The organism is Pseudomonas sp. YuFO20, from assembly GCF_035064975.1.
Classification (GTDB): domain Bacteria; phylum Pseudomonadota; class Gammaproteobacteria; order Pseudomonadales; family Pseudomonadaceae; genus Aquipseudomonas; species Aquipseudomonas putida_AE.
Genome location: NZ_JAXDEO010000176.1, coordinates 1 through 470, shown reverse-complemented (window position 1 = coordinate 470; position 470 = coordinate 1). Strand labels below are relative to the sequence as shown.

Sequence of the window (470 nt, the reverse complement as noted above, 5' to 3'; positions counted from 1 at the left end):
AACCAGGCTGATCAGCTCCCCCTGGCGCTTAACGTCTTCGCCGTGCGACAACACCAGCGTCTGGTAACCGAGCGACTTGGCCTTGCTCTCGGCCCCCTTGGCCTCTGCGGAGTAATAAGGGTTATCCAGCGAATTGACGAGAATGGCGATCGTGCCCTTTTCCGCCGCCATGGCAGAGGTGCAGGCAAAACAGGTGAGCAGGGTAAGGTAAGTGGCTATTTTTCTCATGATGGTGTTCTCTTATCGTTGTGTTGAACATCGTCTGGTGTTGGCGATCGCTGCAGTTGCCGCTTACCAAATGGTAAAACCGCCGTCGATCATCAGGTCCGCGCCGGTGATCATGTCGCTGCCGTTGCTGGCAAAAAACAGGATCGCCGCCGCAATTTCGTCGGTATAAGCAAAACGCCCCAGCGGGATCAGTTTTTTCATCGCCTCGCCCTTCTCGCCGCGCCAGGCTTTCTCTCCCATAG

At 56.2% G+C, this 470-nt stretch carries 1 protein-coding gene and 1 pseudogene; both read right to left on the bottom strand.

The annotated features are described in order from the left end of the window. Positions 1 to 228: pseudogene (locus SOP85_RS31130) on the bottom strand (hypothetical protein); the annotation flags it as partial. Positions 229 to 291: 63 nt separating this feature from the next. Further along, entirely contained in the window at positions 292 to 429 is a 138-nt protein-coding gene (locus SOP85_RS31565) for an SDR family oxidoreductase (protein ID WP_442967968.1), read from the bottom strand. Positions 430 to 470: the final 41 nt, after the last annotated feature.